This window comes from Pseudomonas sp. EA_105y_Pfl2_R69, from assembly GCF_963970915.1.
Lineage (GTDB): Bacteria > Pseudomonadota > Gammaproteobacteria > Pseudomonadales > Pseudomonadaceae > Aquipseudomonas.
This window is the reverse complement of record NZ_CAXAOO010000001.1, coordinates 734,386-758,861: the sequence shown is the minus strand read 5'-3', so window position 1 is coordinate 758,861 and position 24,476 is coordinate 734,386. Positions and strand designations below refer to the sequence as shown.

Annotated in this window: 18 protein-coding genes; 7 read left to right on the top strand and 11 right to left on the bottom strand. The window is 64.6% G+C overall.

All coding sequences use genetic code 11. The features are described 5' to 3' along the window. Positions 1-6: 6 nt before the first annotated feature. Positions 7-1,260, bottom strand: a complete 1,254-nt coding sequence (locus tag AACY13_RS03265; protein WP_339459277.1) for an ATP-binding protein — start codon at positions 1,258-1,260, stop codon at positions 7-9. A 288-nt stretch (positions 1,261-1,548) separates the two neighbouring features. Between AACY13_RS03265 and AACY13_RS03260 the strand changes: the two genes are divergently transcribed. The 6 genes from AACY13_RS03260 (at position 1,549) to AACY13_RS03235 (ending at position 8,500) form a co-directional block, all read left to right on the top strand. After that, positions 1,549-2,262: an SIMPL domain-containing protein gene (locus AACY13_RS03260; protein ID WP_339459276.1), complete on the top strand. Its 714-nt coding sequence runs from the start codon at positions 1,549-1,551 to the stop codon at positions 2,260-2,262. Positions 2,263-2,485: 223 nt separating this feature from the next. Beyond that, positions 2,486-4,084, top strand: a complete 1,599-nt coding sequence (locus AACY13_RS03255) for an ABC transporter substrate-binding protein (protein ID WP_339459275.1) — start codon at positions 2,486-2,488, stop codon at positions 4,082-4,084. A gap of 283 nt (positions 4,085-4,367) precedes the next feature. Further along, on the top strand, positions 4,368-5,378 hold the full coding sequence (locus AACY13_RS03250; RefSeq protein ID WP_339459274.1) for an ABC transporter permease subunit: 1,011 nt from the start codon (positions 4,368-4,370) through the stop codon (positions 5,376-5,378). 132 nt (positions 5,379-5,510) lie between these two features. Continuing rightward, positions 5,511-6,410 (top strand): ABC transporter permease subunit, encoded by a 900-nt coding sequence (locus tag AACY13_RS03245; RefSeq protein WP_339459273.1) that lies wholly within the window; start codon positions 5,511-5,513, stop codon positions 6,408-6,410. Positions 6,411-6,554: 144 nt separating this feature from the next. Then, the gene (locus tag AACY13_RS03240; protein ID WP_339459272.1) at positions 6,555-7,529 is read left to right on the top strand and encodes an ABC transporter ATP-binding protein; all 975 of its coding nucleotides are present in this window, start codon (positions 6,555-6,557) and stop codon (positions 7,527-7,529) included. Then, a complete protein-coding gene (locus AACY13_RS03235; RefSeq protein ID WP_339459271.1) occupies positions 7,529-8,500 on the top strand; it encodes a peptide ABC transporter ATP-binding protein in 972 nt (323 codons plus the stop codon). The genes AACY13_RS03240 and AACY13_RS03235 overlap by 1 nt, the downstream gene beginning before the upstream one ends. Before the next feature lie 42 nt (positions 8,501-8,542). On the opposite strand, the gene AACY13_RS03230 is transcribed toward AACY13_RS03235, so the two are convergent. From AACY13_RS03230 to AACY13_RS03190, 9 genes are all read right to left on the bottom strand, one after another. Beyond that, positions 8,543-9,466 (bottom strand): 5-oxoprolinase subunit C family protein, encoded by a 924-nt coding sequence (locus tag AACY13_RS03230; RefSeq protein ID WP_339459270.1) that lies wholly within the window; start codon positions 9,464-9,466, stop codon positions 8,543-8,545. Beyond that, complete coding sequence (gene pxpB / locus AACY13_RS03225) at positions 9,463-10,140, bottom strand: 5-oxoprolinase subunit PxpB (RefSeq protein WP_339459268.1); 678 nt, start codon at positions 10,138-10,140, stop codon at positions 9,463-9,465. Before pxpB ends, AACY13_RS03230 begins: the two co-directional genes overlap by 4 nt. After that, a complete protein-coding gene (locus AACY13_RS03220) occupies positions 10,137-10,880 on the bottom strand; it encodes a 5-oxoprolinase subunit PxpA (RefSeq protein ID WP_339459267.1) in 744 nt (247 codons plus the stop codon). Before AACY13_RS03220 ends, pxpB begins: the two co-directional genes overlap by 4 nt. A 116-nt stretch (positions 10,881-10,996) precedes the next feature. Next, positions 10,997-13,519, bottom strand: coding sequence for a sulfite reductase flavoprotein subunit alpha (locus tag AACY13_RS03215; protein WP_339459266.1), 2,523 nt, complete (start codon positions 13,517-13,519; stop codon positions 10,997-10,999). Between the two features lie 228 nt (positions 13,520-13,747). Further along, entirely contained in the window at positions 13,748-14,860 is a 1,113-nt protein-coding gene (locus tag AACY13_RS03210) for an alpha-hydroxy acid oxidase (RefSeq protein ID WP_339459264.1), read from the bottom strand. Position 14,861: 1 nt separating this feature from the next. Beyond that, positions 14,862-15,539, bottom strand: coding sequence for a Fe2+-dependent dioxygenase (locus tag AACY13_RS03205; protein WP_339459262.1), 678 nt, complete (start codon positions 15,537-15,539; stop codon positions 14,862-14,864). 75 nt (positions 15,540-15,614) lie between these two features. Further along, entirely contained in the window at positions 15,615-17,885 is a 2,271-nt protein-coding gene (locus tag AACY13_RS03200; RefSeq protein WP_339459261.1) for a catecholate siderophore receptor Fiu, read from the bottom strand. Positions 17,886-18,158: 273 nt separating this feature from the next. After that, positions 18,159-20,276: a TonB-dependent receptor gene (locus tag AACY13_RS03195; protein WP_339459259.1), complete on the bottom strand. Its 2,118-nt coding sequence runs from the start codon at positions 20,274-20,276 to the stop codon at positions 18,159-18,161. A gap of 220 nt (positions 20,277-20,496) precedes the next feature. Further along, positions 20,497-21,660 carry a type III PLP-dependent enzyme gene (locus AACY13_RS03190; protein WP_339459258.1) on the bottom strand — a complete coding sequence of 388 codons (1,164 nt, stop codon included), beginning with the start codon at positions 21,658-21,660 and terminating at the stop codon, positions 20,497-20,499. 478 nt (positions 21,661-22,138) lie between these two features. Here AACY13_RS03190 and AACY13_RS03185 point away from each other — a divergent pair, with 478 nt between their 5' ends. Next, positions 22,139-23,722, top strand: coding sequence for a peptide chain release factor 3 (locus tag AACY13_RS03185; protein ID WP_339459257.1), 1,584 nt, complete (start codon positions 22,139-22,141; stop codon positions 23,720-23,722). A gap of 234 nt (positions 23,723-23,956) precedes the next feature. Here AACY13_RS03185 and AACY13_RS03180 read toward each other — a convergent pair whose 3' ends face one another. Then, the gene (locus tag AACY13_RS03180; RefSeq protein WP_339459256.1) at positions 23,957-24,337 is read right to left on the bottom strand and encodes an endonuclease domain-containing protein; all 381 of its coding nucleotides are present in this window, start codon (positions 24,335-24,337) and stop codon (positions 23,957-23,959) included. Between the last annotated feature and the right edge of the window lie 139 nt (positions 24,338-24,476).

Sequence of the window (24,476 nt, the reverse complement as noted above, 5' to 3'; positions counted from 1 at the left end):
AATTCCTTAGGCTCGGCCATAGGCGCGCGGCAACTTCAGCTCGGTCAGCGTGCCGCCCTCTTCGTGGTTATACAGTTTAACCGTGCCGCCGGCACGGGTGACGCTGGCCTGACTAAGAAACAGGCCCAGGCCGAAACCCTTGCCCTTGGTGGTGAAAAACGGCCGCCCCAGCTGCTCGGCAATCGCCAGCGGCACGCCCGCGCCGAAGTCGCGGATGCTCAGGCGCAGCCATTGGTGGTCCCAGTCCAGACGGATATCCAGGTTGTCCGGGCAGGCGTCGGCGGCGTTGTTCAGCAGGTTGAGCAGCGCCTGGGTCAGGTCGGCCGGTGGCATCATCCGTGGCACCGCGCCACGCCCCAGGCATTGGTAGCGGTAGCTGGCCTCGGGACGCATCAGGTGCCAGCGATTGAGGGCCGCTTCCAGCCACTCCCCAGCGGACAGCTCGATCACCGCCTGACGTCGGTCCGCCTCGGCGGCGCGCACCAGGTGTTGCAGGGTTTCCTTGCACAGTTTGACCTGCTCCTGCAGCACCGCCAGGTCCTCCTGCAGGGTCGGCTCCTGATGTTCGCGGCGCAGCTCCTTGATCAGCACGCTCATGGTCGCCAGCGGCGTGCCCAGCTCGTGGGCGGCACCGGCGGCCTGGGTCGCTACGGCGAGCAACTGCTGATCGCGCAGCCCCTCCTCACGGCGCTCGGCGCGCAACTCTTCCTGATGGCGCAGCTCTTCGGCCATCTTGGCGACGAAGAAGGTGATCAAGCCGGCGGCCAGGGCAAAGCTCAGCCACATACCGTAGATCAGCAGGCTTTCCCGCGGCCCTGGCGGCAGGTCCAGGGGGTGCGACCAGACCAGCAGAAAGGTATAGCCGGCCAGCGCCAGGCCGGACAGGGTGATGGTGTAAAGCCAGGGTAGAGTCGCCGCGGCGATGGTCAGCGGCACCAGGTAATAGGAGACGAAGGGGTTGGTCGAACCGCCCGAGTAGTACAGCAGCACGCTGTGGATCACCAGGTCGCAGCCCAGTTGCACCGCGTACTCCTGCTCGGTCACCGGCCAGGGACCGCGCAGACGCAGGGCGGTCAGCAGGCACAGCACCAGCGACACCGCCAGGGTGACGCTCAACTCCTGCCAGGGCAACGGCAGCGCCCCGGACTTGTAAGCCAGGCCCACGGAGCCGGCCTGGGCGGCCAGCACCAGAATACGGATCAGGGTCAGGCGCCAGAGATTTTGCCGACTGGCCGACAGCAACTGCACGGGTGCGAGCATGGGCTCTCCAAAAAATGCTCGGTCAACGAGCGGCAGGAGTATAACCAAGCCACTGTGCCCCCAGCTGCGGCAACACGCCGCAGCTGGGTGGCTGGCGCATGCCGGCAGTGTAGCGCGCAGCGAATAACCCAGGTCACGACGCCGGATGCCGGTGCCCACGGCGCACCCTAGGGGCGTGGCCCGGCGAGCCTGGTAATGAACCGGATTTAACCCGAATAGTCGAACGGCTACGTCTACCCTCTGGAAAGCCGCGCATAACCCATGCGCCCATCACATTAAGGAATCGTCATGCTGCCATTGTCCCGCCTCGCCGCCGCCCTGCTGCTCAGCGCCACCGCCCTGTCGAGCGCCAGCGCCATGGCCGAAGAAGCGCGTTACAACCAGGTTTCCCTGCGCGCCGAGGTCAATCAGGAAATCGCCCACGACCTGATGCACGTCACCCTCTACAGCGAAGCCCAGGACAGCGATCCCGCCGCCCTCGCCGCGCAAATCAGCAAGACCCTCAACGCCAGCATCGCCCAGGCGCGCAAGGTCAAAGGCATCAGCGTTGCCTCCGGCAGCCGTAACAGCTACCCGGTCTACGACGACAAGGGGCAGAAAATCACCGCCTGGCGCGAGCGCGCAGAGCTGCGCCTGGAAAGCGCCGACTTCAGCGCCCTGTCCAAGCTCACCGGGGATATGCTGCAAACCCTGAAGATGGGCGGCATGAGCTTCAGTATCGCCGACGACACCCGCAAGACCCACGAAGATGCCCTGCTCAAGGATGCCGTGGCCGCGTTCAAAGCCCGCGCCCAGCTGGCGACTGAAGCGCTGGGTGGCAGCGGTTACAAGCTGGTCAGCCTGAACCTCAACAGCGGCGGTTTCCAGCGCCCCATGCCGATGCGCATGGAAGCGATGAAAGGCGCTGCGATGATGGATGCGCCGGTGACACCGGAGATCGAAGCAGGCACCAGCCAGGTCAACATCAACGCCGACGGGGTGATTGAAGTGCAGATGCCGTGAAAACTGCTACAAACAGAAGCAGCGCCGTTATCAGACGATAGCGGCGCTTCGCCATGTTTTCCCCGCATATTTATAGAAATGCGACAACAACATACAGCTGCATCGCCATTCCCGCCCCCACTGCGACATGCCCCTTGCCTACGGCATACGCCCTGCATAGTTTCTCCCAAGGTCTCCACAAGAGGCCCCTCAGGATCACAACCACAATAACCATGAGGTCACTATGCGTAAAAACGCCGTCATCCAGGCTTTACTCGCCGCTGGGCTGATCGCCAGCACCCCGCTCGCCAGCGCCGCCGGCAATCTGGTGTTCTGCTCCGAGGGCAGCCCCGCCGGGTTCGACCCTGGCCTGTACACCACCGGCACCGACTTCGATGCTGCAGCGGAAACCGTGTTCAACCGCCTGAGTCAGTTCGAGCGTGGCGGCACCGCGGTGATCCCTGGCCTGGCCGAGAAGTGGGACATCAGTGAAGACGGTCTGAGCTACACCTTTCACCTGCGCCCGAACGTGAAGTTTCATACCACCGAATACTTCAAGCCGAGCCGCACTTTTAACGCCGATGACGTGCTGTTCACCTTCCAACGCATGCTCGATAAAGAGCATCCGTTCCGCAAAGCCTACCCGTCGGAATTTCCCTACTTCACCGACATGGGCATGGACGCGAATATCGCCAAGATCGAAAAACTCGACGACATGACCGTCAAGTTCAGCCTCAACGAAGTCGACGCCGCCTTTATCCAGAACCTGGCGATGAGCTTCGCCTCGATCCAGTCCGCCGAATACGCCGATAGCCTGCTCAAGGCCGGCAAGGCCGCCGACATCAACCAGAAGCCCATCGGTACTGGACCGTTCGTGTTCAACCGCTACCAGAAAGACGCGGTAATCCGCTTCAAGGGCAACAAGGAATACTGGCAGCCGGATGAGGTGAAGATCGACAACCTGATCTTCGCCATCAACACCGACGCCTCGGTACGCATGCAGAAGCTCAAGGCCGGCGAATGCCAGGTCACCCTGTTCCCACGCCCGGCGGATCTGGACTCGCTGAAGAAAGACCCGAATCTGGATATGCCCGAACAGGCCGGGTTTAACGTCGGCTATATCGCCTACAACGTCACCCACCCGCCGTTCGACCAGCTCGAAGTGCGCCAGGCGCTGGACATGGCGGTGAACAAGCAGGGCATCATCGACGCGGTGTACCAGAGCGCCGGCCAGCTGGCGGTCAACGGCATGCCGCCGACCCAGTGGTCCTATGACGACAGCATCGAGGACCCCGCCTACGACCCGGAAAAGGCCAAGGCGCTGCTCAAGGCCGCCGGCGTCAAGGAAGGCACCGAGATCACCCTGTGGGCCATGCCGGTGCAACGCCCGTACAACCCCAACGCCAAGCTGATGGCCGAAATGCTGCAAAGCGACTGGGCCAAGGTCGGCATCAAGGCCAAGATCGTCAGCTACGAATGGGGCGAATACCTCAAGCGTGCCAAGGCCGGCGAACACGACGCCATGCTGATCGGCTGGAGCGGCGACAACGGTGACCCGGACAACTGGCTGGGCACCCTGTATGGCTGCGACGCGGTGGACGGCAACAACTTCTCCAAGTGGTGCGATGCCGACTACGACAAGCTGGTCAAGGCCGCCAAGCGGGTCACCGACACCGCCGAACGCAGCGAGCTATACAAGCAGGCTCAGGTGATCCTCAAGCGTGAAGTACCGATCACCCCGATCGCCCACTCCACGGTCTACCAACCGATGAGCAAGAAGGTTGTGGACTTCAAGATCAGCCCCTTCGCGCTGAACTCCTTCTACGGTGTCGGCGTCAAGTAACAGCGTTCCTCAACATGCTGGCGAGGGGTGTATCCGACCACTGCCAGCCGGACAACGGCGGCCTACCCGGCCGCCGCGTGTTTGCTCCGTATAACCCGAGGAGTGCCCTGATGCCTGAACCTTTCCGGCCCCACCCCAGCGGATGCCGCGCCATAGCCGGCAACGCCCGGCCTGCAGCGCGCGCGCTCGACCGGCGCACTGTTGCCGTGCCATCCGCCACCGCACAACAGCGTCCGGCCACGCAGCCCGACGCACGCTCACCTTTTCTGGAGCACTGACCCCGATGCTGTCTTTTATTGCCAGACGCCTGGGGCTGTTGATCCCCACCTTTTTCGGCGTCACCCTGCTGACCTTCGCGCTGATCCGCATGATCCCCGGTGACCCGGTGGAAGTGATGATGGGCGAGCGCCAGGTCGACCCGGTGATGCACGCCCAGGCAATGGAGCGCCTGGGCCTGAACAAGCCACTCTATGCCCAGTATTTCGACTATATCGGCCAATTGGCTCAGGGCAACCTGGGTGAGTCACTGCGCACCCGCGAAAGCGTTTGGCGCGAGTTCCTCACCCTGTTCCCCGCCACCCTGGAACTGGCCCTGGCGGCCCTGCTGTTCGCCGGCACGCTCGGTCTGATCGCCGGAGTGATTGCCGCACTGAAACGCGGCTCGCTGTTCGACCACGGCGTCATGGGCATCTCGCTGGCCGGCTACTCCATGCCGATCTTCTGGTGGGGCCTGCTGCTGATTATGTTTTTCTCGGTATGGCTGGGCTGGACCCCCGTTTCCGGGCGCATCGACCTGCTCTACGACATCCCGCCGGTCACCGGTTTTATGCTGATCGACACCCTGCTGGCGGACGAACCGGGGGCCTTTGTCGACGCCCTGCGCCACCTGATTTTGCCGGCCATCGTGCTCGGCACCATTCCCCTCGCGGTCATCGCGCGGATGACCCGCTCGGCGATGCTTGAAGTGCTGCGCGAGGACTATGTACGCACCGCCCGCGCCAAGGGCCTGTCGCCGGCCCGCGTGGTGTTCGTCCATGGCCTGCGCAATGCACTGATCCCGGTGCTCACGGTGTTCGGCCTGCAGGTCGGCGCGCTGCTGGCCGGCGCGGTGCTGACCGAAACCATCTTCTCCTGGCCGGGCATCGGCAAATGGCTGATCGAGTCGATCGGCGCGCGTGACTACCCGGTGGTGCAGAACGGCATTTTGCTGATCGCCTGCCTGGTGATCCTGGTCAACTTCGTGGTGGACATCCTCTACGGCCTGGCCAACCCACGCATTCGCCATCAGCGCTAAGGAACACACCATGCATAGCCGCATTGTTTCCGTAGGGTGGATGACGCTTCACTCATCCACCATCGCAACGCCCAAACGGTGGATGAAAAAAGCGTCATCCACCCTACACAGGCCCACTCTGGAAGCTCGCCCATGACGACCACCACTGTAGACCAGAGCCTGTTCTACCCCTCGCCGCTCAAGGAGTTCTGGCAGGCCTTCGCCCATAACAAGGGCGCAGTTGCCGGGCTGGCGTTCATGATCCTGTTGGTGATCTGCGCGCTGTTTGCGCCCTGGCTCGCCCCACACGACCCCAGCGAGCAATACCGCGAATTCCTGCTGACCCCGCCGGCCTGGCTGGAAGGCGGCCAGTGGCAGTTCCTGCTCGGCACCGATGAGGTCGGGCGCGACCTGCTCTCGCGCCTGATCCATGGCGCGCGGCTGTCGCTGCTGATCGGCCTGGCCTCGGTGCTGCTGTCGCTGATCCCCGGCATTCTTCTGGGGCTGGTCGCCGGCTTCTTTCCGCGCCTGCTCGGGCCGTCGATCATGCGCCTGATGGACATCATGCTGGCCCTGCCCTCGCTGCTGCTGGCGGTGGCCATCGTCGCCATCCTCGGCCCAGGGCTGATCAACACCATCTTCGCCATCGCCATCGTCTCGCTGCCGTCCTACGTGCGCCTGACCCGCGCTGCGGTGATGGGCGAGCTGAACCGCGATTACGTCACCGCTGCACGCCTGGCTGGTGCCAGCCTGCCACGGCTGATGTTTATCACCGTGCTGCCCAACTGCATGGCACCGCTGATCGTGCAGGCCACCCTGAGCTTTTCCTCGGCGATTCTCGATGCCGCCGCCCTGGGCTTTCTCGGCCTCGGCGTGCAACCGCCGACCCCCGAGTGGGGCACCATGCTGGCCTCGGCGCGCGACTATATCGAACGCGCCTGGTGGGTGGTGACCCTGCCGGGCCTGACCATTCTGCTCAGCGTGCTGGCAATCAATCTGATGGGCGACGGGCTGCGCGATGCACTCGACCCGAAACTCAAGAACGCCGCCTGAGGAGGCTCGCATGCACAACGCAACCTCGGTGCGCACGGCGCACCCTACCCCGCCGCGCCGCGCGCATCACATGGTCGCAACGCTCCGCAGGGTGACGCGGGGCCGCCTAGGCCGTGCGCACCCCATCCACGCGGAGCGCCGCCCATGAGCCTGCTCGATATCAAAAACCTCAGCGTGCGTTTCGGTGATGCCACTGCCATCCCGGTGGTCGACGGCCTCGACCTCAGTGTCGACAAGGGCGAGGTGCTGGCCATAGTCGGCGAATCCGGCTCCGGCAAATCGGTGACCATGATGGCGCTGATGGGCCTGATCGACGCCCCCGGCATCGTCAGCGCCGACAGCCTGCTGTTCGACGGCACCGATATGCTGCGACTCAAGGGCCGCCAGCGCCGGCATATCGTCGGCAAGGACCTGTCGATGGTCTTTCAGGACCCGATGACCGCGCTCAATCCCAGCTTTACCGTGGGCTTCCAGATCGAGGAAGTGCTGCGCCAGCACCTCGGCCTCAAGGGCCAGGCCGCCCGCCAGCGCGCCTTGCAGCTGCTCGAGCGGGTGGAGATCCCCGCCGCCGCCAGCCGCCTGAATGCCTACCCGCATCAGCTCTCCGGCGGCATGAGCCAACGGGTGGCGATTGCCATGGCGATCGCCGCCGAGCCCAAACTGCTGATCGCCGACGAACCCACCACGGCCCTGGATGTGACCATTCAGGCGCAGATCATGGACCTGCTGGTGGGCCTGCAACGCGAACAGAACATGGGCCTGGTGCTGATCACCCATGACCTCGCCGTGGTGGCCGAAACCGCGCAACGGGTCTGCGTGATGTATGCCGGCCAGGCGGTGGAAATCGGCAGCGTGCCGCAGCTGTTCAATGCGCCAACGCATCCTTACACCGAAGCACTGCTCAAGGCGATCCCCGAGCACAGCCAGGGCCAGCGCCGTCTGGCCACCCTGCCCGGCATCGTCCCGGGCCGCTACGACCGCCCGACCGGCTGCCTGTTATCGCCGCGCTGCCCCTACGCCCAGGCCCATTGCCGTGAGCAACGGCCGAGCCTGGATGCCCATGAACGTGGCGCGGCGCGCTGCTTCTATCCGCTCAACCTGACTGCGGAGGTGGCCTGATGAGCGCCGTCCTGACTGCCCGCGACCTCACCCGCCACTACGCAATCTCCCGCGGCCTGTTCCAGCCCGCCGCCCAGGTACAGGCGCTCAATGGCGTGTCCTTTGAATTACAGGCGGGCAAGACCCTGGCGGTGGTCGGCGAGTCCGGCTGCGGCAAGTCCACCCTGGCCCGCGCCCTGACCCTGATTGAGCAGCCCAGTTCGGGCTCGCTGCAGATCGCCGGGCAGGAAGTGGCCGGGGCCAACAAGGCCCAGCGCAAACAGCTGCGCCGCGATGTGCAGATGGTCTTTCAGAACCCCTACGCCTCCCTCAACCCGCGGCAGAAGGTCGGCGACCAGCTGGGCGAACCGCTGCTGATCAACACCGATCTGTCGCGTCTGGAACGCCGCGAGCGGGTGCAGGCGATGATGCAGCAGGTGGGCCTGCGCCCCGAGCACTACCAGCGCTACCCGCATATGTTCTCCGGCGGCCAGCGCCAGCGCATCGCCCTGGCCCGGGCGATGATGCTGCAACCCAAGGTGCTGGTGGCGGACGAGCCGACCTCAGCGCTGGACGTGTCGATCCAGGCCCAGGTGCTCAACCTGTTTATGGACCTGCAGGAGCAGTTCGACACCGGCTATGTATTTATCTCGCACAACCTCTCGGTGGTGCGCCACGTTGCCGACGAGGTGCTGGTGATGTACCTCGGCCGCCCGGCGGAAATGGGCCCCAGCGAGCTGATCTACAACCGCCCGCTGCACCCCTACACCCAGGCGCTGCTGTCGGCGACGCCGACCATTCACCCCGACCCGAGCAAACCGAAGATCAAGCTCAGCGGCGAGCTGCCCAACCCGCTGTCGCCGCCCAGCGGTTGCGCTTTCCACCAACGCTGTCCCCATGCGACCGAGCGCTGCAAGGTGGAACAGCCGCTACTGCGCCTGCTCGATGCGCGGCAGGTGGCTTGCCACCATGCGGAGACAATCAACCGCTGAATGGCACCTGGTGTCACCTTCGTAGGAGCGGCGGGGCCAAGGTCAACGCCCAAAGAACCGGTAGAACTCGCGCAGCTCGGCCTGGGCATCGCTGACGCTGACCGGGGTAAAGCGCACCTCCTGGTGCGCCGGGCATTGTGCCAGGCGGCTCTGGTCCAGCGGGTGCAGCCAGCCCAGCAGCGGGTAGCCGCCCATGGTCTGGTGATCGGCCTGGAGAATGATCGGCTGACCATCCGGCGGTACCTGAATGGCCCCACGGCCGACACCCAGGGACCATTGCCGCGCAGGCACCTGCAGCGGCTCGCCCAGCAGCCGCGCGCCCATCCGGTCGGAGTGCGGGCTGAGCTGCCAGGCCCGGGCGAAAAAGCCCTGCAACTGATCCTCGTCGAAGCTCGCCGCATCACCACCGGTAATCACCCGCAGCAGGGGCATGCCGCGATAGTCCGGTCGATAGGGCCAGGGCACGCTGGCCGGGTGGCTGAATCCGCGGCGGCCGCCACAGGGCAGCCGATCCCCCACCTGCAGCGGCGAACCCTGGCCATCCAGGCCGCCGAGCCCCTCGCGTTGCTGAGCGCTGACGCTGCCCAGTACCGGCGCGGCGCGAAAACCGTCGGCCACCGCCAGGTAAGCGCGCTGCCCGCTGCGGGCAAAGCCCAGCTGCAGGCAGGCCCCGGCGCGCACGGGGAACCGCGACCAGCTCAGTTGTGCCCGGCCATCCAGGCTCAGCGGCAGATCCGCGCCGCATACCGCCAGCCAGGTATCGCATTCGGCCTGCAGCTCGACATCGCCCAGGGCGATTTCCAGCAGCGGCGTGCCCCAGGGGTTGTGCAGCAGGCGATTGGCCCAGGCCGCCGCATGCAGATCCAGCGCCCCGGCCGGCGACACACCGAGGTGCTGCCAGCCCTGGCGGCCGCCATCCTGCAGCAGGCTCAGCGGCCCGGCTTTCAACACGCACAAGCCCGTCACGGCTGACCGCCCTCGCTGACGAAGCTGCGCTCGTCGATCGCCCGGAATCGCACCCGGTCGCCCAGGGCCAGGGGGCATGGCGGCTCGCGGGTGGCGTCGAACAGGGTCCAGGGACAACGCCCGAGCAGGTGCCAGCCGCCGGGCGAACGCTGCGGATAGATGGCCGTCAGCCGTTCGGCGATGGCCAGGCTGCCGGCCGGCACAACCAGCCTCGGCGTGGCGCGGCGCGGCAAGACCAGACGCGGATGCAGCTCACCCAGGTAGGCGAACCCAGGGGCGAAGCCGATGGCTCCGACGCGGTATTCGGGCGCGCCATGCAGCTCGATCACCTGCTGGATATCCAGGCGACACAGGCGCGCCACCTCGGGCAGGTCTTCGCCGCTGTAACAAATGGGGATTTCGTGCAGGCGACCCGCCCGCTCGTTCAAGGGCTGCTCGAGCCAGCGCTCCAGCAGCGGCTTGAGGCGCTCGGCCAGTTGCAGGTGATCGGTGCGGCTCAGGTCGTAGTGCAGCAACAGGCTGGTCCAACCGGGTACCAGATCGGTCAGCAGCGGCCCGAGTTCGCCGCGGATACGCTCGGCCAGCAGGGCCAGGCGTTGCGCCAGGTGCGCGTCCGGCTGCTCGGCCAGCACCAGCAGCAGCGCTTCGGCACCCGCCAGCTCGAGGCGGATCATGAGGCGTCCAGCATGGCCCGCAAACGCCGCAGCACGGCCAGTGAATCGGCGTTGTCGCCATGCACGCAGAGGCTGTCGGCACGCAGCTGCAAGGGCTTGCCGTCGATATCGGCGAAGGGCTCGCCTTGGGCAATCGCCAGGCCCTGCTCGAGAATCCGCTGCGGGTCGCGATGCACCGCCCCGGACAAACGCCGCGGGGCCAGCTGCCCATCGGCCAGGTAGGCGCGGTCGGCGAAGGCTTCAAACAGCAGCGGCACATCGGCTTCATCGGCCAGGCGCAGCTCGCGGGTGTTGTCGGTCAGGGCCAGGGTCATCAGCGGCAGGCCCTGGCGATAACTGGCGCAGGCCTCCAGCACCGCCGCGAACAGGGCATCGTCGCGCACCAGGTCGTTGTACAGAGCGCCATGGGGTTTGACATAGGCCAGGCGGCTACCGGCGGCGCGGCAGAAGGCATCCAGCGCGCCGACCTGGTAGAGCACCAGGGCGGTCACCTCGTAGGGCGAACAGGCCATGTGCCGGCGACCGAAACCGACCATATCGGGATAGGCCGGATGCGCGCCAATGCTCACCCCATGCTGCACCGCCAGCTCGACGGTACGCAGCATGGTCATGGGGTCGGAGGCATGGAAGCCGCAGGCCAGGTTGGCCTGATCGATCAGCGGCATGGCATGGGCATCGTCACCCATGGTCCAGACGCCGAAGCTTTCGCCCATATCGCAGTTCAGCAGGATTCTTTTCATGGCCCCAAGCTTAGAGCCACAGGCGCATCGGCACCAGTCGCAGGCGCGCACTTTGTGGCCTTGGCCAGAGGGCTACAGGCCACCCCGAGATTATCCCGGGGCGACTGGCGCAAGGCTCAGTAGACATCGCGGCGATAGCGGCCCTCTTCGCGCAGTGTGCTGAGCGCAGCCGCGCCCAGCAGTTCGCGCAATACCTGGTCCACCCCGCTCGCCATGCCATCCAGACTGCCGCAGACATAGATCGCCGCGCCCTCGGCCAGCCATTCGCGCAGCTGCTCGGCGGCTTCGCGCAGACGGTCCTGCACATAGACCTTGGCGGCCTGGTCGCGGGAGAAGGCCAGGTCCAGACGCGCCAGATCGCCGCTGGCCAGCCAGCCCTGCAGTTCGTCCCGGCAATAGAAGTCATGCGCCGCATTGCGCTCGCCGAACAGCAGCCAGTTAGCCGTGTGCCCGGCGACGATCCGCGCCTTGAGCAGGCTGCGCAGCCCGGCCAGGCCGGTGCCATTGCCGATCAGGATCAGCGGGCGGTCGTCCTCGGGAGCGTGGAAGGCACTGTTACGCCGCACCCGCGCCAGCAGCTGGCCGTGCAACGCCGCCGCCTCGGTCAGCCAGCCGGAGCCCAGACCCAGCGAGCCGTCGGCCTGCCGTTCCTGACGCACGATCAGCTCCAGCTCGCCGTCGCTGGGCAAGGAGGCGACGGAATACTCGCGCGCGGCCAACGGCACCAGCGCGTCCAGCAAGGCCTGGGCATGCAGGCCGACCAGATGGCTGAACTGCTCGGGCAACTGCTTGCCGCGCAATGCCTGCTGCAGCGACTGGCTCAGGCCGTCGAGGCTGACCGTTTGGCTGCCATCCACTGCATGGGCCAGCAACCAGGCCTGTACCGTAGCGTCGCTGTGACGTGGCGGCACTTCGAGAATATCGCCGGCACTCCAGTTAGTCGGCTGTGCGGCACGCAATGCCAGCAGATAGGTCGGCGCACCCTGGCTGCCGGGGTTGAGCCGCTCGCGGCGCGTCAACGTCCACAGGCCATAGGGCATTGCACCCTGGTGCAACGGCTGGGCTCCGGTCAGCTCGCCGAGCTGGCGCTGCCAGCTGGCCAGCGCCGTGGTATCGGCGGCGTCCACCTGCACCGGTTCGAACAGGCTGTGCGCGCCCTGGCCGGCCAGCCAGTCCTGCACCCGCAGGGCAAAGCCGCAGAAATGCTGATACTGGCGATCCCCTAGGGCGAGCATGGCATAGCGCAAATGCTCGAGAGCCAGCGCCTGACCGAGCAGCTTGCGCTCGAAACCACGGGCACTGTCCGGGGCCTCACCGTCGCCAAAGGTACTGACGACGAATAGCGCCTTGTCGGCCTGGCGCAGCATCGGCTCGGTGAGCTTGGCCAAGGGCTGCACGCTGACGGCCAGGCCGGCGGCCTGCAATTGCCCGGCGGTTTGCCAGGCCAGCTGCTCGGCGAAGCCACTCTGGCTGGCAAAGCCGATCAGCCAGCCACCCGCCCGAGCGGGGATCGGTTGCAACGCAGCGCGTGCTTTAACCAGCTCGCGCTTCTTGCGCCGGCGATCGAGGTACAGCAGCCAGCCGGTGATGGCGAACAGCGGCATGCTCAGGCTGGCCAGGAACATCAGGATGCGCCCGGGCAGACCGAAGTAGCTGCCCACATGCAGGGCATAGTTGCTGGTCAGCAGTTGATCGCCAAAGGCCTGGTCACGGTAGCGCTTGTGCTGTTTCACCGCGCCGCTTTGCCCATCCAGGCTGAGCTGGTTGAAGGCGCGCTCATGAGGCGCGTCGGCGCGCATATAGAACACCGCTACCGGCTGTCCGGGCGTAGTGGGCAGGCGCAGACTGTAGCCCGCCAGCTGCGGCCCGGCGGCCTGCTGCAAACCGGCCCAGAGCGCCGCATGGTTCACCGCGGGCACGGCTCCGGCAGGCGGCCGGCCGCCGCGCTTGCGCGGCTCACCGGCGGGCTCGCTGCTAAGCAGGCCGGTCAGGCCTTCACGGTACCAGTCGTAGGACCAGTACAGCCCGGTCAGCGCCGCGCACAGGTAGAACGCCAGGCACCAGGTGCCGGCCACCGCATGCAGATCCCAGTTGAACGCACGGCCGCGCTTGGCCCAGTCCAGGGTCAGCCAGGCACGCCAGTTGAGGGCCTGACGCGGCCAACGCAGGTAGAGGCCGGAGAGGCAGAAGAAGATCAACGCCAGGGTGCTGGCGGCGGTGATCTGCTTGCCGTACTCGCCCATGGCGAGAAAACGGTGCAGCTCCAGCATCAGGTCGAAAAAGCCCTGGCCACGCGCCTCGCCGAGCAGCTCGCCGCTATAGGGATCGAAATAGCGCGCCTCGCCGCGGCGCTCCCCCGCCGGCGGGGCGAACATCGCCCGCCCGGCGCGGTCGGCCGCCGCCTCGACGTTCAGACGCACCACCCGCTGCTGGCTGGCCGCCTCGATACGCGGCACCAGCACGTCAGGCGTCAGCACCCCGCCGTCCTGCACGGCGACCTGCAACACCTCGGGATTGAGCGCGCGCAGCAATTCGTCCTGAAACGAATACGCCGCGCCGGTCACGCCCATCAGCGCCAGCACCAGACCCGCGCTGATACCGAGCAACCAGTGCAGTTGAAAGAGGATTTTCTTGAACACGAAGGGGCACCTGACAGAAGCGACGACCACCGCGGTCGTCACCGCGACGCAATTCTATTTGAGAAACGCTTGCATTTAATAATGCAAACCACGCCTTTACCACTAATTTACAAAGGTTCTTTCTCGCTTATCCCGCAAGCAGGTATGCGCCCAACGCTTGACCTGCCATCGTAGGGTGCGCCGTGCGCACCAAGAATCTGCAGCCGGTGCTGGTGCGCACAGCGCACCCTACTCATTGCTGGCCCTGAGCGACTGCAGCGCGTCCGGGCCGATGCAGGACAGCTCGCGGCAGCCGCTCAGGGCCATGCTCACTTCCAGCTCCTCGCGCAGCAACTTGAGCAGGTGCGCCACGCCCAGCGCGCCGGCCGTGGCCAGGGCATGGAGATAGGGCCGGCCGATCAGCACCGCGTTGGCACCCAGCGCCAGGGCCTTGAACACATCGGTGCCGCGCCTGATGCCGCCGTCCACCAGGATCGGCACGGCCGCGCCCAATTCCGCGCGGATGCCGGGCAAGGCCTTGAGCGCCGGCCATTGCGAGTCCAGCACCCGGCCGCCGTGGTTGGAGACGATGACGCCCGCCGCCCCCGCATCCATGGCCAGGCGCGCATCGCCCGGATGCAGGATGCCCTTGAGCAGAATGGGCAGACGGCTATGCCGACAGAGCCAGCGCACATCGTCCCAGGTCGGCGCGATGGCCAGCATGGCGTCGAATACCGCGCTGCCGCCGGGCGGCACCTGGGGCACAACGGGCGGCGCGGCGATATTCACCGCGGCTATGCCGTCCGGCAGGGTAAAGCCTGCGCGCTGTTCGCGATTGCGCAGTCCCGATACGGGCGCATCCACCGTCAGCACCAGGGCGCGATAACCCGCCGCCTCGGCGCGCTGCGCCAATGCCAGGGTCGCGGCACCGTCGCCCTGCCAGTACAGCTGGAACCACAGCGGCCCGGGCGTCGCCTCGGCGACCTCTTCCAGCGCCGTGGAGGCGAAGGAACTGAGCACCGCGCCGCCGCCCATCACCCCGGCAGCCAGGGCGCTGGCCAGCTCGCCCTCAGGGTGAAACAGCCGCTGATAGGCCACCGGGGCGAGCAATATGGGGTGCTGCAACTCATCGCCGAGCAACTGGCAACGGGTATGGCCACCGCGCAGGTCGCGCAGCAGACGCGGCACTATCGCCCAGTCACGCCAGGCATCCAGATTGGCCTGGCAGGTCAGCTCGTCCGCCGCGCCGCCCTGCAGGTAGGCCAGGGCATTGGCATCCAGGCGCTCTAGGGCATAGCGCTGATAATCGCAGGCCGCGACCAGGTCGGCCGGGATCGCGCTCAGGGGTTCGTCCAAGGCCATCTCAGTCCGCCCACTGGCGCAGCAGGTTGTGGTAGGTGCCGGTCAGGCTGACCACCTCCTCGCTGTCGCCCAGATCGTGGCGCAGCTTGAGGATGGTCATGTCCAGATCGAACAGCATCTTGCGCTGCCAGGCGTCGCGCACCCGGCTTTGCGTCCAGAGAAAGGAGGCGATACGCGCGCCGCGGGTTACCGGCTCGACGCGGTGCAGGCTGGTGGCGGGATAGATGATGGCATCGCCCGCCTCCAGCTTGATCTCATGCTCGCCATAGGTGTCCTCGACGATCAGCTCACCGCCGTCGTACTCGTCCGGCTCGCTGAGAAACACCGTGGTAGAGACATCGGTGCGCACCTGATCGCCACTGAAGCGGTCACGCTGCAAGGCGTTGTCCACATGGTTGCCGTAACGCCCGCCGCCCTGATAGCAGTTGAACATGGGCGGCAGCATCTGCCGCGGCAACACCGCGGAGACGAACAGCGGATGGCGCGCCAGCGCATCGGCCACGCACTGCGCCAGCCCGGCGAAGGCCGGCGAATCCGGCGGAAACTGCAGGTTCTGCTTGAGGCTTGCGGCCTGCGCACCGGACGTCTGCACGCCATCGACCCAGGCATGGGCCGCCAGTTCGGCACGCAGCGCGGCGACTTGCGCCTTACTCAGCACCTGGGGGATATGCAGCAGCATCGATTTCCTCTCCACAAATACGAACGCAAGAAGCCCGCGCATGTGCGCAGGCTTCAGGTTCGGCGGCCTCGTCTATCAGAAGCTCAGTTCGGTGGTCAGCATCGCCGAGCGCGGTGTACCCATGCGCGCCCGCGAGCCGCCATTGTTAAGGGTTTCGATATAGTCCTCGTCGAACAGGTTGTAGACGTTCAGACGCAGGTTGACGTTGTCGTTGACACGGTAGGCGGCCATGGCGTCCGCCACCCAGTAGGACGGGATGGACGGCATGTTCTGAGTGCTCAGATCGGTGCCGGAGGTGACCACCCGATCCTGCTCGGACACATAGCGCGCACCGCCGCCCAGAGTCAGATCGCCCAGGGTGTAGGAGGTCCACAGGGTCGCGGTCAGGTCCGGCGACCAGCGCACGCCGGTGTTTTCGGAGGTGACCCCGGTGCTGGCCCGGTGACTGAGTTGATCGATCTGCTTGGTTTTCATATGGGCGATACCCGCCGAAACCTGCCAGAAGTTGCTCAGCTGGCCGACCAGACCCAGCTCGACGCCGTCGACGCGGGTCTTGCCTTCCTGGAAGTAGCGGGCGGCGAAGGCGTCGTAGCTGACCTGCTTGTCGTTCTCGGTACGGTAGGCCGCCAGGGTCAGCGCCAGGCGCTTATCCAGCAGGTCCCACTTGGTGCCCAGCTCGACATGTTCGGTTTCCTGCGGGTCCAGACCGACCTGTTCGTTGGACGAGGAATCGGCGGCACTGGCAGCCAGGTTGAAGTTGCCGCTGCCCGGCGGGGTCAGCGAGTTGGCGTAGGACAGGTAGATGCTGCCGTTTTCCGCAGGTTTGAACAGCACGCCGGCATTCCAACTGGTCAGATCGCCCGACTCGTAGGCGCTGCCCGGCACTCGAGCCTCATCGGTGATGGCGACGCTGTCGGTCTCGGTGCGGTAGTGCTCGAAACGCACGCCGCCATTGAGCGCCCACTGCTGGTTCAGGTGCAGGGTGTCGAACACATAAAGCGCCGCGGTCTTGGTCTCGCCATCGCTGTAGGCACCGGTCTTGTAAGGATCGCCGAGGCCGTCGTGGGCGCTCGGGTCGTACAGGTTGGCGGGGGGGACGGGCACAGCCGTATAGGGCACGCCGTCGATGGTCTGGGCTTTGACGTCGTAGCCGCGATTGAGCTGTTTCTCGCTCATCAGCTCGAGGCCCGCGGCCAGCTCGTTGCGCAAGCCGAATGTATCGAACGCTGCACTCAGGCTGGTCTGGTTGGCGAGGATCTCGTTTTCCTGATCGACCACCTGGCGGCGACGATCGACAGTCCAGGTCGAAGGGGTGGCCGTAGGTGCGTTCAGGCCGTTGACGCCGGTGAGAACTCGATCATTGTTGCTGCGGCCCCAGCGCGACAGGTTGCGCAGGGTCAGGGCGTCATTGAAGTCGTGCTCGACCTTGATGCTGAACATGTCGCCGTCGATGCGCTCATAGTCGCCCTTGGCACCATAGTAATTCTCGCTATCGACCTTGCCGCCGGCATCGAGGCCGGCATCGGCGTTATAGAAGCCGTGCATGCCAATGGTGGGAATGCCACCATCCGGGGTGTTGTCCTGGCGCACATGCTGCGAATAGAGGTACAGGCGGGTGTCGGTATCCAGGCCGAAGGCAATCGACGGTGCCACGCCGTAGCTGCTGTTGTCGACGTAATCGCGGCCATCGACATCGCCATCGCGACGCATCAGGTTCAGACGAAAGGCCGAGTTGTCGCCCAGTTGCTGATTGATATCGGCGGTGAGGTTGCTCTTGTCCGCCGTGCCGTAACCGATGGTGGCGAAGACCTCATCGGTCAGGGTCGGTAGCTTGGAGATCAGGTTGATATAGCCGGACGATGCGCCACGACCGATATCGGAACCGGCGGCACCCTTGACCACTTCGACCTGCTCGAGGTTGAACACGTCGCGGCTGACCGCGCCCAGATCACGCACGCCATCGACGAAGGTCGAGTTCTGGGTGGAGAAGCCGCGCATCATAAAGGTGTCGCCGGCCGAGGTATTGCCGTTCTCGCCCAGCTGCATGGTGATGCCGGGGGTGTTGCGCAGCGCTTCCATCAGGCTGTTGGCACCCTGTTCGCGAAGCATTTCCTTCTTGATCACCTGCACGGTCTTCGGCGTGTCGAGCAGCGGCTGGGTCAGTTTGCTGTTGGCGCTTTTATCGGCCTTGTAGGGCACCTCGGTTTTGGAGGTGACGACCATCTCCGGCAGGTTCAACTCGCCCTGTGCCTCTTCCGTCTGGGCAAATGCCATCCCTGGAATAGCGGCGGCGATCAGCGCTGCCAGATGACTGACTTTTTGATGCTTGCGACTGCGAATGGTCATGCGTATCCCCAACAAACAAAAAAGGTCTCCTCTGCAGCGCAAATGGCGGTCAACAGAAGGAGCGAGGCAGGTGGTGTGAAGTGACGCGCATGCTAATCATTGCCAACTACGAATACAATTTATTCTCACTAAATATTATGGCGATCTGCCATGCAGCCGATATACGGCGGCACAATGCAAAACGCCGCGATTATTCGCGGCGTTTTGCTCCTGCTTGAGCGGGCGTCACGGCCGTCGGTCCACGACGCCCTTCGGGCAAGCCCTAGCGCGTAGCTAGAAGCTGACCTGATAACCCAGGGTCACGGTGCGCCCGCGGCCCATAAACATCTGATCGTCACGCTTGCTGGCGGCCTGGGCGTAGTAGCTCAGGTACTTCTTGTTCAGCAGGTTCTCGATGCCCAGGCTGGCTTCGCCCACCGGCAGGCGGTAACCGAGCGAGGCGTCCACCAGGCTGTAGCCGTCGAAATCCAGGGCCGGATCGTCGAAGCCGCGGCTGGCGTAGTGGTTGGCCTGCAGGCGGGTGTTCAGCTTGTCGGTCCAGTTGGCCTGCCAGCTGACGCCGTAGCGGTCCGGAGAGATATTGGCACCGTCCAGGTCGGTGTCGACCTTGCCATCGCCGTCGGTATCGGACTGGCCATTGACCTGGGCATAGGTGGCCTGCACGCGATGTACGGGGTTGATCTGCCAACCGGCCGTGGCTTCGATACCGTCGATTTCGCTGCGCTCGCGACGCACCTGGAACGCCCCGCCGACATTCTCCAGGCGCGCGCCGAGGTCGGCATTGGATTCGAAGTAGCCGATTTCCGCATCGAAGGGGCCATGGTTGAAGCGCAGGCCGACCTCGCGGTTGTCGGTGACGATCGGCTGCAGGTCGAGAAAGCTGTCGACGCTCATGCCCGGCTGGCCGATGCCGCGCAGCACGCGACCGACATCCGGCATGCCGAAGCCCTCGGAATAGTTGGCGTAGAGCTGCGCCCAGTCGGTGAGCTGGAACACCAGGCCGGTGTTGAACAGGGTTTCCTCGAAGGTCGGGCTGCCGCCCTCGACGCTTACGCCGCCGGCAGGCTTGGTGGTGGAGGCGATGGTGTGGAAGCTGCCAACCTCCAGCTCGGCATACTCGTGGCGCACCCCGGCGTGCAGGGTGAGGCGCTCGTGGGCGCGGATTTCCGCCTGGATAAAGGGTGCGAAGTTGCGGAACTGGGTTTCCGGCACCCACTCGCGATCGGTGGCGATCAGCATCTGGCTGGTGGTGTCCTGCAGCACGTCGAGGCCGCCGGTGAGCATCAGATGGTTGTCGAACAGGCCGTCACGGCTCAGGGTGAACTTGCCGCCGTACTTGTCCGACTCGTTCTGCGACTGGTCGAACAGGGTACCGACCGGGGCAAGCGCGGGGTCCTGGAAAGTGGCCAGGGTGTTGCCGCCGAAACGCCCGCGAAAACGCTGACTGTAGAGCTGTGCGCTCAGGCGATTGCCATGCAGGTCGTCGTGCTTGTAGCTCAGGCTGGTGGCCAGCACTTCGTTCTGCGGCGCTTCGCCCGGCGGGCTGCCCTTGCGTGAGGTGGCCGGGGTACCGCTGGCGCGGTCGCCCGGCACGTTGAGGTACTCGTGCTCGCCCTCGATCTGGAAGCGATTGACCATCAGTTCGAGGTTCTGATCGGCGTCGAACCAGTAGCCGAGCTTGAGCAGCAGGTCGCTGCTGACCGAGTTCATGATGTCGCCCTGGGTGTCGTCGACGCCGATCAGGGTGCCGTCGGCATCGTAGGACATGCCGCGGGTCTGCCAGCTGGCGGCGGCCAGGTAGTCCCAGCTGCCCTGGTTGCCTTCGAACCGGTAATCCAGCTTGTAGCCCAGGCCGGCGGACTCATAGTCGCTCGGTGCTTCAAAGCTGACCCCGGCATGCTGCTTGAACGTGCCGCCCTGGGGGCGACGGGTAACGTAGTTGATGATCCCGCCGGTAGCGCCCAGGCCATGTTCGGCACTGGCCCCGTGAATCACCTCGATACGCTCGACCATGGCCATATCGATGGTGTAGCCGTCCCGGGCGCTGTCGCGCAGCGGCGTGGACTGCGGCACGCCATCGATCAGCACCAGCGCCGAGCGGCCGCGGAAGGTCTCGCCGGCGCTGCTCATCTTCTGCCGGCTCGGCGAATAGGACGGAATCAGGTTGCTGAGGATCTGCCCGTGATCGGAGGTGATCGCCAGTTGCTGTTCGATCTGCTCGCGGCTGATCACCGTGATCTTCTGCGGCGTCTTGCCCGCCTCGCTCTTGGCGCGGGTGGCGCTGATGGTCACCGCCTCCAGTTCGACCGCCTCTTCGGCGTAAACAGGGACACCCGCAAGGGTCGTACAGGCCAGGGAAATGCTTAGACAAAGACGGGAACGGCAGAACACAGGACAGCCTCCAGGGTTGCGGGATGCAAACATTCGAGGCGCGCACGATACATCAAGTGAAAATCACTTGCATTAGCATACGCATCTGAACACCCCCCCCTGCGCCCCCTGCCCTGCCAGTTCGCACGCAGCCGTTGCAGCGCACGAGCGGACCAGGCCAACGGACAGAAAAAAGGCACGGGGATCAGCCCGTGCCTTTTGTCCAGCGTCTGCCCTGGTGTTACAGGAAGAACGACTTCAGCGGCGGGAAGCCGTTGAACTCCACCGCGCTGTAACTGGTGGTGTAGGCACCGGTGGACAGCCAGTAGAGACGGTCGCCGATGGCCAGGTTGAGCGGCAGACCGTACTTGTAGTGCTCGTACATGATGTCGGCGCTGTCGCAGGTGGGACCGGCGATCACCACCTCTTCCATTTCGCCCTTCTTCTCGGTCCAGATCGGGAACTTGATCGACTCGTCCATGGTTTCGATCAGGCCGCTGAACTTGCCCACATCCACATACACCCAGCGCTCCACGGCGGTACGCGACTTGCGTGCCACCAGCACCACTTCGCTGACCAGGATGCCGGCGTTGGAGATCAGCGAGCGGCCCGGTTCGAGGATGATTTCCGGCAGGTCGTCGCCAAAATCGTCCTTGAGGAAGCGGATGATTTCCTCGGCATAGGTTTCCAGGCTGTTGGTGCGGGTGATGTAGTTGGCCGGGAAGCCGCCGCCCATATTGATCAGCTTGAGGTGGATGCCGTCTTCTTCCTTGAGACGCTCGAAGATCACCTTGACCTTGGCGATGGCCGCATCCCACACGGAGATGTCGCGCTGCTGCGAACCGACGTGGAAGGAGATACCGTACGGCACCAGGCCCAGGTCACGAGCGAGGATCAGCAGGTCCATGGCCATGTCGGTCTGGCAGCCGAACTTGCGCGACAGCGGCCAGTCGGCAGTGGTCGAGCCCTCGGTGAGGATGCGCACATAGATTTTCGAGCCCGGGGCGGCCTTGGCGATATTGCGCAGGTCGGCTTCCGAGTCGGTGGAAAACAGACGCACGCCCTTCTCATAGAAGTAGCGGATGTCCTTGGATTTCTTGATGGTGTTGCCGTAGCTGATACGGTCGGCAGTGACGCCGCGGCTCATCACCTTGTCCAGCTCGTAGATCGAGGCGATATCGAAGCTCGACCCCTTGTCCTTGAGCAGGTCGATGATCTCGACCGCCGGGTTGGCCTTGACCGCGTAGTAGATCTTGGCGAAATCGAAACCAGCGCGCAGGTCGTCATAGGCCTGGCTGATGATCTGGGTATCGATCACCACGAACGGGGTTTCGTGCTGATCGGCGAACGCTTTCATGCGCTGGAAAGTGGCGGGTGCGTAATAGTCTTCGACCTTGATCGACATGCTCGGGACTCCAGTTGGCGGAACCAGTTAATACGTTTCGGTTAAGTAACCCTAGCATTTGCCAGCCATTACTCAGCCTTGCGGGATGCTCGGCGGCTCAGCCACGCGAGCAGAACGTCTGATCAGTTTCCCCACTTTGGTTCGCCTACTTCCCAAGGCATGTCGCCGAGTATCGAAATCGATCTCTCGTCGTCAGTACTTGAGCCGGATGGATCGTTGCCAGCATGGACGTTCGGGCGCGAACTTTAGGGCCATGGGGGGCTGAGATCAATCAATAATTAGCGCAGTTTGGTCACCATTCTCGCCTTGTCGATTGCACGTTTTATATTCAAAACAAAACGCTAGGGAATGCTGCACAAAGGGGCGAAAAACAACGAATTCACGGTCTGACTACAGGTCGCCGCGCGACCCGGCGTTTACCGTTATAATCGCCGCCTTTTTTGACAGACCGACTATTCAGTCGACGGGTTCCCGCACAATGACCATCCAGGCCGCCGAAGTCGCCAAGCGCCGCACGTTCGCGATCATCTCCCACCCCGACGCCGGTAAGACCACCATTACCGAGAAGCTGCTGCTGATGGGCAAGGCGATTTCTGTCGCGGGCACGGTGAAGTCGCGTAAATCCGACCGTCACGCCACTTCCGACTGGATGGAGATGGAAAAGCAGCGCGGCATCTCCATCACCACCTCGGTGATGCAGTTCCCCTACCGCGAGCACATGATCAACCTGCTCGACACCCCTGGCCACGAAGACTTCTCGGAAGACACCTACCGCACCCTGACTGCAGTGGACAGTGCGCTGATGGTGCTCGACGGTGGTAAAGGGGTTGAGCCACGCACCATCGCCCTGATGGACGTGTGCCGGCTGCGCGACACGCCGATCGTCAGCTTCGTCAACAAACTCGACCGCGATATCCGCGACCCCATCGAGCTGCTCGACGAAATCGAGGCGGTGTTGAAGATCAAAGCCGCGCCTATCACCTGGCCGATCGGCTGCTACCGCGACTTCAAGGGCGTGTATCACCTCAAGGGCGACTACATCATCGTCTACACCGCCGGTCACGGCCATGAACGCACCGAAACCAAGATCATCCAGCACCTCGACTCCGATGAGGCTCGCGCCCACCTGGGCGACGAGTACGAGCGTTTTATCGAGCAGCTGGAACTGGTCCAGGGTGCCTGCCATGAGTTCGACCAAGACGAATTCATGACCGGCCAGTTGACCCCGGTGTTCTTCGGCACCGCGCTGGGCAACTTCGGCGTCGACCATGTGCTCGACGCCGTGGTCGACTGGGCACCAAAACCGCTGGCCCGCGTCGCCAATGAGCGCACCGTGGAGCCGGTCGAGGAGAAGTTCAGCGGTTTCGTGTTCAAGATCCAGGCGAACATGGACCCCAAGCACCGCGACCGTATCGCCTTTATGCGCATCTGCTCGGGCAAGTACAGCCAGGGCATGAAGATGCGCCATGTGCGCACCGGCAAGGACGTGCGTATCGGCGACGCCCTGACCTTCTTCTCCAGTGAGCGTGAGATGCTGGTCGAGGCCTATGCCGGCGACATCATCGGCCTGCACAACCATGGCACCATCCAGATCGGCGACACCTTCAGCGAAGGTGAAGCCCTGGGCTTCACCGGCATCCCGCACTTCGCCCCGGAGCTGTTCCGCCGCGTGCGCCTGAAAGATCCGCTGAAATCCAAGCAGCTGCGCCAGGGCCTGCAACAGCTCGCCGAGGAAGGCGCGACCCAGGTGTTCTTCCCCGAGCGCAGCAACGACATCATCCTCGGTGCGGTCGGCGTACTGCAGTTCGACGTGGTCGCCAGCCGCCTCAAGGAGGAATACAAGGTCGAGTGCGCCTATGAGCCGATCACCGTCTGGTCGGCGCGCTGGATCGAATGCAGCGACAAGAAGAAGCTCGAGGAATTCTCCAACAAGGCAGTGGAAAACCTCGCCCTCGACGGCGGCGGCCACCTCACCTACCTGGCTCCGACCCGGGTCAACCTGAGCCTGATGGAAGAGCGCTGGCCGGACGTGAAATTCAGGGCGACGCGCGAGCATCATTGATCGCTGGTGAAAGCCAACCCTCACCCCTAGCCGGGCGCCCCATCCCTCTCCCTAAAAAGGAGAGGGGGCCGTTCCCCGGTGACGGAGAGATCACGGTTAGCAGGCACACACCGCTCAGCGCCCTCTACGGTGATGGAGCCTGACTAAGAGCCGACAGATAGACCACAATCATCGGCTTGACACGACCAGCCCCCTCGCCCCTCCGGAGAGAGGGCTGGGGTGAGGGGCACTCGGCTAGGGGCGAGGGGCAGCCATCTCAGCCTGCCGCACTATCTCCGCCAGCAGCTCAGGCATCTGCGCCAACACCTCGCGATTGCTGAAGCGAATCACCCGAATCCCACACCCACCCAGATAGCGGCTGCGCTCGGCATCCTGGCGCAAGGCCTGCTCGCTGAAGTGCTGCCCACCATCCAGCTCGACCGCCAGTCCCAGCTCTGCGCAGTAGAAATCCAGCACATAGGGCGGCAAGGGATACTGCCGGCGGAACTTGAAACCGCCGATCTGGCGATTGCGCAAATGCTGCCAGAGCAACCGCTCGCAGTCGGTCAGCTCATGTCGCAATTGCTTGGCAAACTCGCGCTGCTCGGCTGTCGGCCGTTGAAAGCCCTTGGCCATGCTTCACCTCCGTGTGAACTTCGCCCCTCACCCTAGCCCTCTCCCCGGAGGGGAGAGGGGACTGATTTGTGCACGCGACGAAGATCATAGCCAGTCACCAATATAGGCGAGCAGTCTCCACTTCAGTGATAGAGCCCGG

Coding starts and splice junctions, on each gene's coding strand:
- pxpB (WP_339459268.1), bottom strand. CDS start 10,140: ATGATCCGCCTCGAGCTGGCGGGTGCCGAAGCGCTGCTGCTGGTGCTG.
- AACY13_RS03220 (WP_339459267.1), bottom strand. CDS start 10,880: ATGAAAAGAATCCTGCTGAACTGCGATATGGGCGAAAGCTTCGGCGTC.
- AACY13_RS03250 (WP_339459274.1), top strand. CDS start 4,368: ATGCTGTCTTTTATTGCCAGACGCCTGGGGCTGTTGATCCCCACCTTT.
- AACY13_RS03235 (WP_339459271.1), top strand. CDS start 7,529: ATGAGCGCCGTCCTGACTGCCCGCGACCTCACCCGCCACTACGCAATC.
- AACY13_RS03245 (WP_339459273.1), top strand. CDS start 5,511: ATGACGACCACCACTGTAGACCAGAGCCTGTTCTACCCCTCGCCGCTC.
- AACY13_RS03185 (WP_339459257.1), top strand. CDS start 22,139: ATGACCATCCAGGCCGCCGAAGTCGCCAAGCGCCGCACGTTCGCGATC.
- AACY13_RS03205 (WP_339459262.1), bottom strand. CDS start 15,539: ATGCTGCTGCATATCCCCCAGGTGCTGAGTAAGGCGCAAGTCGCCGCG.
- AACY13_RS03255 (WP_339459275.1), top strand. CDS start 2,486: ATGCGTAAAAACGCCGTCATCCAGGCTTTACTCGCCGCTGGGCTGATC.
- AACY13_RS03200 (WP_339459261.1), bottom strand. CDS start 17,885: ATGACCATTCGCAGTCGCAAGCATCAAAAAGTCAGTCATCTGGCAGCG.
- AACY13_RS03190 (WP_339459258.1), bottom strand. CDS start 21,660: ATGTCGATCAAGGTCGAAGACTATTACGCACCCGCCACTTTCCAGCGC.
- AACY13_RS03180 (WP_339459256.1), bottom strand. CDS start 24,337: ATGGCCAAGGGCTTTCAACGGCCGACAGCCGAGCAGCGCGAGTTTGCC.
- AACY13_RS03260 (WP_339459276.1), top strand. CDS start 1,549: ATGCTGCCATTGTCCCGCCTCGCCGCCGCCCTGCTGCTCAGCGCCACC.
- AACY13_RS03265 (WP_339459277.1), bottom strand. CDS start 1,260: ATGCTCGCACCCGTGCAGTTGCTGTCGGCCAGTCGGCAAAATCTCTGG.
- AACY13_RS03240 (WP_339459272.1), top strand. CDS start 6,555: ATGAGCCTGCTCGATATCAAAAACCTCAGCGTGCGTTTCGGTGATGCC.
- AACY13_RS03210 (WP_339459264.1), bottom strand. CDS start 14,860: ATGGCCTTGGACGAACCCCTGAGCGCGATCCCGGCCGACCTGGTCGCG.